Source organism: Anaplasma phagocytophilum (genome assembly GCF_023476575.1).
Classification (GTDB): domain Bacteria; phylum Pseudomonadota; class Alphaproteobacteria; order Rickettsiales; family Anaplasmataceae; genus Anaplasma; species Anaplasma phagocytophilum_A.
Genome location: NZ_JAHLEX010000062.1, coordinates 1 through 7531 on the forward strand (window position 1 = coordinate 1; position 7531 = coordinate 7531).

General features: G+C 42.2%; 9 protein-coding genes. 7 read left to right on the plus strand and 2 right to left on the minus strand.

All coding sequences use genetic code 11. The features are described from left to right. Positions 1-269: 269 nt before the first annotated feature. The 4 genes from KPX09_RS03590 (at position 270) to pstB (ending at position 3256) form a co-directional block, all read left to right on the plus strand. Positions 270-1148, plus strand: a complete 879-nt coding sequence (locus KPX09_RS03590) for a 4-hydroxybenzoate octaprenyltransferase (RefSeq protein WP_249549028.1) — start codon at positions 270-272, stop codon at positions 1146-1148. 25 nt (positions 1149-1173) lie between these two features. Beyond that, positions 1174-1668 carry a flavin reductase family protein gene (locus KPX09_RS03595; RefSeq protein WP_249549029.1) on the plus strand — a complete coding sequence of 165 codons (495 nt, stop codon included), beginning with the start codon at positions 1174-1176 and terminating at the stop codon, positions 1666-1668. A gap of 650 nt (positions 1669-2318) precedes the next feature. After that, positions 2319-2492: a hypothetical protein gene (locus KPX09_RS03600; protein ID WP_249549030.1), complete on the plus strand. Its 174-nt coding sequence runs from the start codon at positions 2319-2321 to the stop codon at positions 2490-2492. Positions 2493-2497: 5 nt separating this feature from the next. Further along, a complete protein-coding gene (gene pstB, locus KPX09_RS03605; RefSeq protein ID WP_249549031.1) occupies positions 2498-3256 on the plus strand; it encodes a phosphate ABC transporter ATP-binding protein PstB in 759 nt (252 codons plus the stop codon). 82 nt (positions 3257-3338) lie between these two features. Here pstB and tgt read toward each other — a convergent pair whose 3' ends face one another. Then, a complete protein-coding gene (gene tgt / locus KPX09_RS03610; protein WP_249549032.1) occupies positions 3339-4517 on the minus strand; it encodes a tRNA guanosine(34) transglycosylase Tgt in 1179 nt (392 codons plus the stop codon). Positions 4518-4993: 476 nt separating this feature from the next. Between tgt and rpmF the strand changes: the two genes are divergently transcribed. Genes rpmF through KPX09_RS03625 form a run of 3 tightly spaced genes read left to right on the plus strand, consistent with a single transcriptional unit; the run spans position 4994 to position 7173 of the window. Beyond that, on the plus strand, positions 4994-5170 hold the full coding sequence (gene rpmF, locus KPX09_RS03615; RefSeq protein WP_011450450.1) for a 50S ribosomal protein L32: 177 nt from the start codon (positions 4994-4996) through the stop codon (positions 5168-5170). Between the two features lie 6 nt (positions 5171-5176). Next, on the plus strand, positions 5177-6214 hold the full coding sequence (plsX, locus tag KPX09_RS03620) for a phosphate acyltransferase PlsX (protein ID WP_249549033.1): 1038 nt from the start codon (positions 5177-5179) through the stop codon (positions 6212-6214). Beyond that, complete coding sequence (locus KPX09_RS03625; protein WP_249549034.1) at positions 6211-7173, plus strand: beta-ketoacyl-ACP synthase III; 963 nt, start codon at positions 6211-6213, stop codon at positions 7171-7173. The genes plsX and KPX09_RS03625 overlap by 4 nt, the downstream gene beginning before the upstream one ends. 177 nt (positions 7174-7350) lie before the next feature. Here KPX09_RS03625 and KPX09_RS03630 read toward each other — a convergent pair. After that, positions 7351-7531: hypothetical protein (locus KPX09_RS03630; RefSeq protein WP_249549035.1), on the minus strand; the 181-nt coding region annotated here is incomplete at its 5' end.

Below are 7531 nucleotides of genomic sequence, written 5' to 3' on the forward strand. Positions count from 1 at the left end.
TAAGCCCCTAAAGCTAGTGATTTCGATATTGCTAACGGTATACGCTTCCACCATTTGCTACGTACTAAAAGGCTATTGTACCTTGAGGCGCAGGGGGCCAATTACAAGTTGCATAGAAAATTCACACACAACTAAATCAAGGCTAACCTGATGGTGTGCAATTAAGGTTTATGGTACAATGGCCGGTTTCTTGCAGATAAAAATTCTCAGGTGTTTTTTTGAATTTACTGTTTATATCTGTTGTGTGTGCATTGTGGAGGAAATAGTCTATGTTTAGCAGGGTCAAGAAGGTATTTAGTGCTTTGGTTCCGTATTCTGAATTGATCAGGTTGCATAGCTGCGAGATATCTTTGCTAGCAACATTTCCTACTTGTGCAAGTATCGTTCTCGCTTCCAACAGCTTATACAGCGTCCTAAAATTGTTTGTTCTTGTAGCTATTGGAGCTTTGGTAGTTAGATCTGCCGGGTGTATCATCAATGATATCTTTGATAGGAATATAGACGTCCATGTGCACAGAACAAAATACAGACCAATAGCCTGTGGGCGCTTGAAAGTGCGTGAGGGGTTATATGCCTTAGCGGTTCTGCTGTGCATAGCAGGTGTAATCTTATTGTTTACAAATAAATTATCTCTGTATCTAAGCATAATCTGCTTCTGCGGTGTTGTACTTTATCCACTGATGAAGAGATTTTTTTCATATCCACAGTTTGTGCTGGGCATTGTATGGAATTTCGGAATTCTGATAGGCTCTGCAATGGCTGCTAATAAAGTAATATTTGGTTCTATACTTTTGTACATAGGCTGCATATTTTGGACTGCAGCTTTTGACACAATATATGCACATCAGGACAGAGTAGACGATGCTAGATTAGGTTTGGGTAGTACCGCATTAAAGTTTGGAGACAATACCGGACTATATGTAAAGCGTCTGTATATCTTGACAATAACGATGTGGGTGTGTGCTGGTGTCGTATCGTCACTCAGCTGGCCATACTATGTCTTTATTTTGAAAAGTGCGGGAGTATTCTACTACCAGTGGAGGAAGACAGATTTTGACAATCCGGCTAGATGCATGTATATGTTCAAGACGAACATATACGCAGGGATGCTGTTGTTTCTAGGCGTGTGTTTGGGTCGTATCGTATAGTTTAGGTACCTATTGTGCTTTTTGCATGCAACAATTAGGAAGTGTATCTGCTAAGCGTTTCAAGTCGTGCATGGGAAGGTTTGCTACGGGTGTTACGGTTGTCACCACAGTTGATTCTTCGGGGGCTCAGCATGGTGTTACCGTAAGTTCGTTCAATTCCGTATCTCTAGAACCTCCGTTGGTTCTGTTTTCAATACAGAAGTCGTCTTCTCGATTTGCAGCGTTTAGCCAGTGTGCGGAGTTCGTAGTAAATATCCTTAGTGATGCTCAGAAGGATGTCTCCCAGGATTTTGCTTGTAATCTTGTGGAAAATTGGGACAGTCATGACTATATTAAGCTGTCGGGAATTCCCGTAATATGTGGGTCTGTTGCGTATTTTCATTGTGCTCTTTACAGGTTATACGATGGGGGTGATCACAAAATTGTGGTAGGGCGAGTCTTAGATTGTGCTACGTTAGAAGATGATGATCCATTGTTGCATTACCGAGGAAGTTACTGGTCTATAAACCACGAGTTATAACAGAGCTACACGGGGGCTTTCCTAAGTTATGTGTTTAGTGTGATAACCGCTGTAGAGCTATGTAGTGATATAAGGCGCGCAAGATAAGGCGGATTCGTTTGTGATATATAGTTTTTGTTGGTTTTCTCTAGGGGTGCGGTGATTTAGGCATTCTTCTGGCATGTATGGGTATGTGGTGTGATTGTAGAGATAGACTTACCGTGCGGCAGATACTTGGGAAAGATCTTGATTAGCTTTTTACGTTGTATCAGTGCAAATTTGTTGTATTAAATATTTAGTTGTTTCAGTATCAAAATTTCCTTTGAGAGAAGTGCTTATGTCTTGATTATGCTGTTATTTGAGCGGTGTGAGCTCGTCTGTGTACATTGGGGGATAGTGTGATTGTGTTGTTTTGTGACTAGAGCCTAGATTTTAGATGATCTTTACTCGATATGCTTGTATATGATGCAGTGTTTATTCGTGAACCTTGCCGAATTGTTCGTAACTGGGGTAGCCTTGTACAGGAATGCAAGTTATGTTATTGGAAAGTTGCTCACAATGTAATCATAGCTAAGATTTGTAGTTCTAGTTTTAATAAATAAAAATCTTGATGGTATGGAAATGTTTTCTGCTAATAGATGTAGAAGCTTGTCCAAACCTGCTGTAAGGACGTGGTTTTTACTGTAGAGACTTCAAGGACTATGGTGTTGTGTGTTGTGAGGAAAGGGTACAATTGGCTTCGTAAAGGAAAAAGATGGGTCTTTGTGCGTGGTATTTTGGGGGATATGAGTATGTTTGGGAATAGTACTGCGATTTTATACTCAATTTCTGTGCGTGGAGCGTAATTTGTATGCAAGATGTTCATGCTGTAGTTAAGGACCTTAATCTGTGGTACGAGGGGAAGCAGATTTTGTTCGATGTGAATCTCAACGTATGTAAGAGAGAAATCACCACACTCATAGGGCCTTCAGGATGTGGCAAGTCAACGTTTTTGCGGTGTTTTAATCGCATGAATGATTTTGTGCCAAATTGCAGAGTGGATGGCAAGATCATCGTTGATGGTATGGATGTATTTTCTGACGCAACTGATGTTGTGTTGCTTAGGGCAAAGGTTGGTATGGTATTTCAAAAGCCCAATCCGTTTCCCAAGTCTATATATGACAATATAGCTTATGGTCCCAAGTTGCATGGGTTGGCCAGAAGTAAAAAGAAGCTTGATAGCATCGTGGAAGATAGTTTAAGAAGCGTGGGGCTTTGGGAAGAGCTTGGTGGCAGACTTAGAGACAATGCGTGTAAGCTGTCAGGTGGGCAGCAACAGAGGTTGTGTATAGCGCGGGCTATTGCTGTGAGGCCTACAATGTTGCTTATGGATGAGCCATGTTCTGCATTGGATCCTGTAGCAACGGGTGTTGTTGAGAATCTGATCAGAGACTTAAAGAAGAACTTTGCTATAGTAGTTGTTACACATTCCATAAAGCAGGTGAAGAAAATATCTGATAAGGTTATCTTTTTCTCAGGAGGTAGGGTTGTTGAGCAAGGTGCCACTCAAGAGGTTTTTCAAAATCCCAAATCAGATGTGGTTAGGGGTTATCTTGAGGAACATCCGTAGGATTTGGCATTCTTTGTTTCATATAGCGCTATGGCCGGTCCAGGATGTAGTTATGGACTTTTGTACAGGTTTTTATTGCATGCTAGCTCCATCGAGCCAGTTCGTGCTGTAGGTTATTGTTGCTGATGGACTTTCTAATGAGTTGCATCAGGTCGTTCATGAACTGTATGTTGTGTATGGTTATTAACGAATAGGCTAGTAGCTCCTTTGCCTTCAGTAGGTGATGTAGATATCCTTTTGAATGTGCTCTGCATGTATAACAGGTGCAATCTTGCTCTATTGCATCTGTACTGGTTCTGAATTTTGCGGAATTCAGGTTTATGTATTCTCTTCCATGAATATCTCTGTTCTCGGGTTTTACGAGAGCGGCTCCATGGCGTGCAATTCTTGTAGGATACACGCAGTCGAAAGTATCTATACCCTGTAGAACTCCGTGAAATATATCTATTACGTTCCCGATACCCAAGAGGTGTACTGGACGAGTTTTATCGAGCATATCGTAAGTTAGAGACACTATATCGTACATCTGTTGCTTACATGCACCAAGAGATCCTCCTATTGCATGTCCAAAGAAAGGAGAATTATTTGCGAACTCACAGCTAGTCTTACGTAGGTCAGAATACACACCTCCTTGTATCACGCAGTATAGGGCCTGTGATCCATCGTCTGTGCTTTTAAAGGCTTCTAGAGATCTCTGTGCCCATCTGGTGCTCATAAGCATGGACTGATTTGTATACTCATAGCTTGTGTGGAATGGAGTGCACTCATCCAGCACTACCACCAAATCTGCTCCCAATTTGCGCTGTATCTCTACAGATCTTTCAGGGGTGAGGTGGTAAGTGCTACCGTTTATATATGATCTAAAGCGCGCGCCACTTTCATCAATTTTTATTAGGGACGTGCCGGATGATCTGCGTAACTTACCTTTAAGTTCTTCGGAGACAGATCCATAACCTAGGCTGAAGATTTGATATCCACCTGAGTCTGTAAGCATAGGGCCATTCCAACTCATCATTTTGTGTAAGCCACCTAGGGATTCAACTACTTCCTCTCCAGGTTGAAGCATAAGATGGTAAGTGTTGGATAGAATGATTTGAGTGCCACATTCTTTCACAGCCTGTATGTTTAGAGACTTTATAGAGGCCTTGGTAGCGCAGAAAATGAATGCTGGAGTAAAAATAGACCCGTGTGGAGTTGTGATTGTGCCAACTCTTGCTTTTCCAGATTCTAACAGAACTTTAAAGTTAAAATTTCTATGCATAAACACGTTACAGGTGGTAGGAAAAGTGTGGCTAATAGTAGGGTATTAATGCATATTTTGCATCAAAAATTCGCTATAACGGCAGAGTGCACTGCTTCATGAATGCAAATCTATGTCTCAATACTCGAATTGAGATATGAAGTATGTTACTCACATTTGTGCGAGCTGTTTTACGCAGCTATGCGGGGACGTGGTAATACGCATTATGACATATGGTGTTACAATCCTCAAAAACCTGAATTATGTTACAGGAGATTTATTCTTAGTGTGACATATCCAGCACTCACACTAAAAATCTATGCCTTATTTTATATAGCAAGATGAACAAAATAGTAAGGTAGCACTTTTCGCGCGCATCCTAAATATAGCATATATATGCAGCGTGGCTGAAAAATGTGCGTAATCTTGTGAAAGTGCTGTTGCGAATATTTGTTTTCTAGGTGATAATCAAGACTTTGGTCAATAGGAGTTGTGCCATGGCTGTACCTAAAAGAAAAAAGTCCAAGTCGCGTCGCAATATGCATCGCTCTCATCTTGGGCTTGTAGCGCCAAATGTGGTGATTGATCCCACAACAGGAGAGTATAAATTATCACACCATGTGTGTTTAGGTGGATATTATAACGGAAAACAAGTAGCAAAATCGAAAGTGTAGTTGTCCATGACTGAGATACGGGATGATAGTATATCTATAGCGCTTGATGCCATGGGGGGCGATTCAGCGCCAGACGTGGTAATTGAAGGGGCAAACTTAGTGTTATCGGGGGTTGTTCCTTGTGACGGGAAGGTCCATTTCAGCATTTATGGTAAAAAGGAGGAAGTGCTTCCTATACTAGCTAAGTATAAGCTTGTAGAGGCCAACAGCGTGTTTGTAGATGTTTCAGATGCTGTATCATCCTCAGATAGGCCTTCTTATGCCTTAAGGCACCGTAGGCGTTCTAGTATGTGGCATGCGGTGGAAGATCTTAAAAAGGGATTGGTATCTGCTGTGGTCTCTGCGGGAAATACTGGCGCTCTTATGGCAATCTCCAGACACTTATTGGGTACTATACACAGCATAGATAGGCCTGCTATAGCGGTTGCTATGCCATCGCAGAAGAGCAGCTTTGTGGTTTTGGATATAGGGGCAAATATAGAATGTAGTGCGGATGCGTTGCTGCAGTTTGCGATTATGGGTGTAGCTTTTGCTAAGGCAATATTGGGAAGAACGGATCCAAAAGTTGGGTTGCTGAATGTAGGTTCAGAAGAGGTGAAGGGCACTTATGCTGTGCAGGAAGCATTTTCGTTGATGAGGGCTGCTAAATCCAAGATGGATTTCTATGGGTACATAGAAGCCGAGGAGGTTTTTAAGGGGGAAGTAGACGTTGTAGTAGCGGATGGTTTTTCCGGGAACATAATGCTTAAAACCACTGAAGCTGTAGCAAATTTGCTGATGTCTCTGTTCAAAGATGTCGTAAAGTCTTCTATCATGGCTAAGATTGCTGCAGGTATGTTGAAGCCAAGTGTGCGTAAGACTATGGAGCTAGTAGATCCTAAGCTATACAATGGTGCTATGCTTGTGGGGTTGAATGGTGTCGTTGTTAAGAGTCATGGATCTGCGGGTGGCAAGGCTTACGCTTGTGCTATTAAAACTGCTGTGCATTCTGCGCGTTATGCTATAGTTTCAAAGATAGCTTCAGAAATAAGTGAAATGGGGTGATGAAAGCTATATTGTGTGGGGTGGGGTCCTTTTTGCCGCATAAGGCTGTTACGAATGAGGATTTGTCTCTGATTGTTGATACTACAGATGAGTGGATATTTCGTAGGACTGGTATAAAGCGCAGGTATTTGGTAAGTGAAGGGGAAGCTACGTCTGATATGGCGGTGAAGGCTGCGGAAGCTGCGCTCAATGATGCAGGAGTTTCTGTAGAGGAAGTGGATCTTATAGTTGTTGCGACTTCTACTCCAGATTCTACTTTGCCGAGTTGTGCTACTATAGTGCAGGGAAAGCTTGGGTGTGTAAAGGCGTTTGCTTTTGATATGAACGCTGCGTGCTCGGGTTTTGTATATGCGATTTCCGTGGTTGATAGTTTGATAAAAACTGGTCAAGTTGGGGTCGCTTTGCTAATAGGTGCTGAATCTATGTCTAAGATAGTGGATTGGCATGATAGGTCCACTTGTGTTTTATTTGGTGATGGTGCGGGGGCATGTGTCTTCAAAGGAGATGGAGTGGCCTCAAGTAGGGGTATTGTCGATACAGCATTGTATACGGATGGAACATTGGGTGATATTCTGTATACGGATGGAGGGGTTGCTTCTACCTGTACGGCAGGCCATATACGCATGAAGGGGACGGTTTTATTTGAGCACGCTATCTTGAAATTGTCATCGTCAGTTGAAGAGTTGCTGAAAAAAAATGCAGTAGGCATTGATGCTATTGATTGGTTTATTCCTCATCAGGCAAATGTGAGAATTGTAGACTTGGTTGCTAAAAGGCTTGGTATTTCTCAGGATAAGGTTGTGCTTGGAATAGGAGATCACGCAAATACTTCGGCTGCATCAATCCCTTTGGCTATGAGTGATGCTAGGCGAGATGGTAAATTGCAGGAAGGGCAGCTTGTATTGCTTGCAGCTATAGGTGCGGGGGTGACTTGGGGCGCTAGTTTGATAAGGCTGTAAGACGTTTTAAAGTGATGTCTTTAGACTGCTCTTCTTGGTGATGGGGCTGCGGTTCAGTGTTTAGCGAGATCAGAGATTTTAGTATAAGGGAAGGGCTATGGCGGTATATCCATGCTCAGAGGGTGGCGATAGTGATAGTATAAAGCTAAAATCTCACAAGTTTGAGACGCGGCCAATTCACCTGTATTGCAAGGGAAACTTATATGTGTAATCCATGAAATATACGTAATTCCACGGGAGATTATTGTGCTCATATGGAGCTAGCTTCGTTGTTTTGTCATGGATCTTGTTTACTATGAGTTCAATTTGTGAGAAGGCTAAGTACCCAAGCTTCTCAGTATATCTATAAGAAGTCTCT

Excerpts from the sequence above, each read along its gene's own strand:
- KPX09_RS03590 (WP_249549028.1), top strand. The coding sequence starts at position 270 with ATGTTTAGCAGGGTCAAGAAGGTATTTAGTGCTTTGGTTCCGTATTCT.
- KPX09_RS03595 (WP_249549029.1), top strand. The coding sequence starts at position 1,174 with ATGCAACAATTAGGAAGTGTATCTGCTAAGCGTTTCAAGTCGTGCATG.
- pstB (WP_249549031.1), top strand. The coding sequence starts at position 2,498 with ATGCAAGATGTTCATGCTGTAGTTAAGGACCTTAATCTGTGGTACGAG.
- tgt (WP_249549032.1), bottom strand. The coding sequence starts at position 4,517 with ATGCATAGAAATTTTAACTTTAAAGTTCTGTTAGAATCTGGAAAAGCA.
- rpmF (WP_011450450.1), top strand. The coding sequence starts at position 4,994 with ATGGCTGTACCTAAAAGAAAAAAGTCCAAGTCGCGTCGCAATATGCAT.
- plsX (WP_249549033.1), top strand. The coding sequence starts at position 5,177 with ATGACTGAGATACGGGATGATAGTATATCTATAGCGCTTGATGCCATG.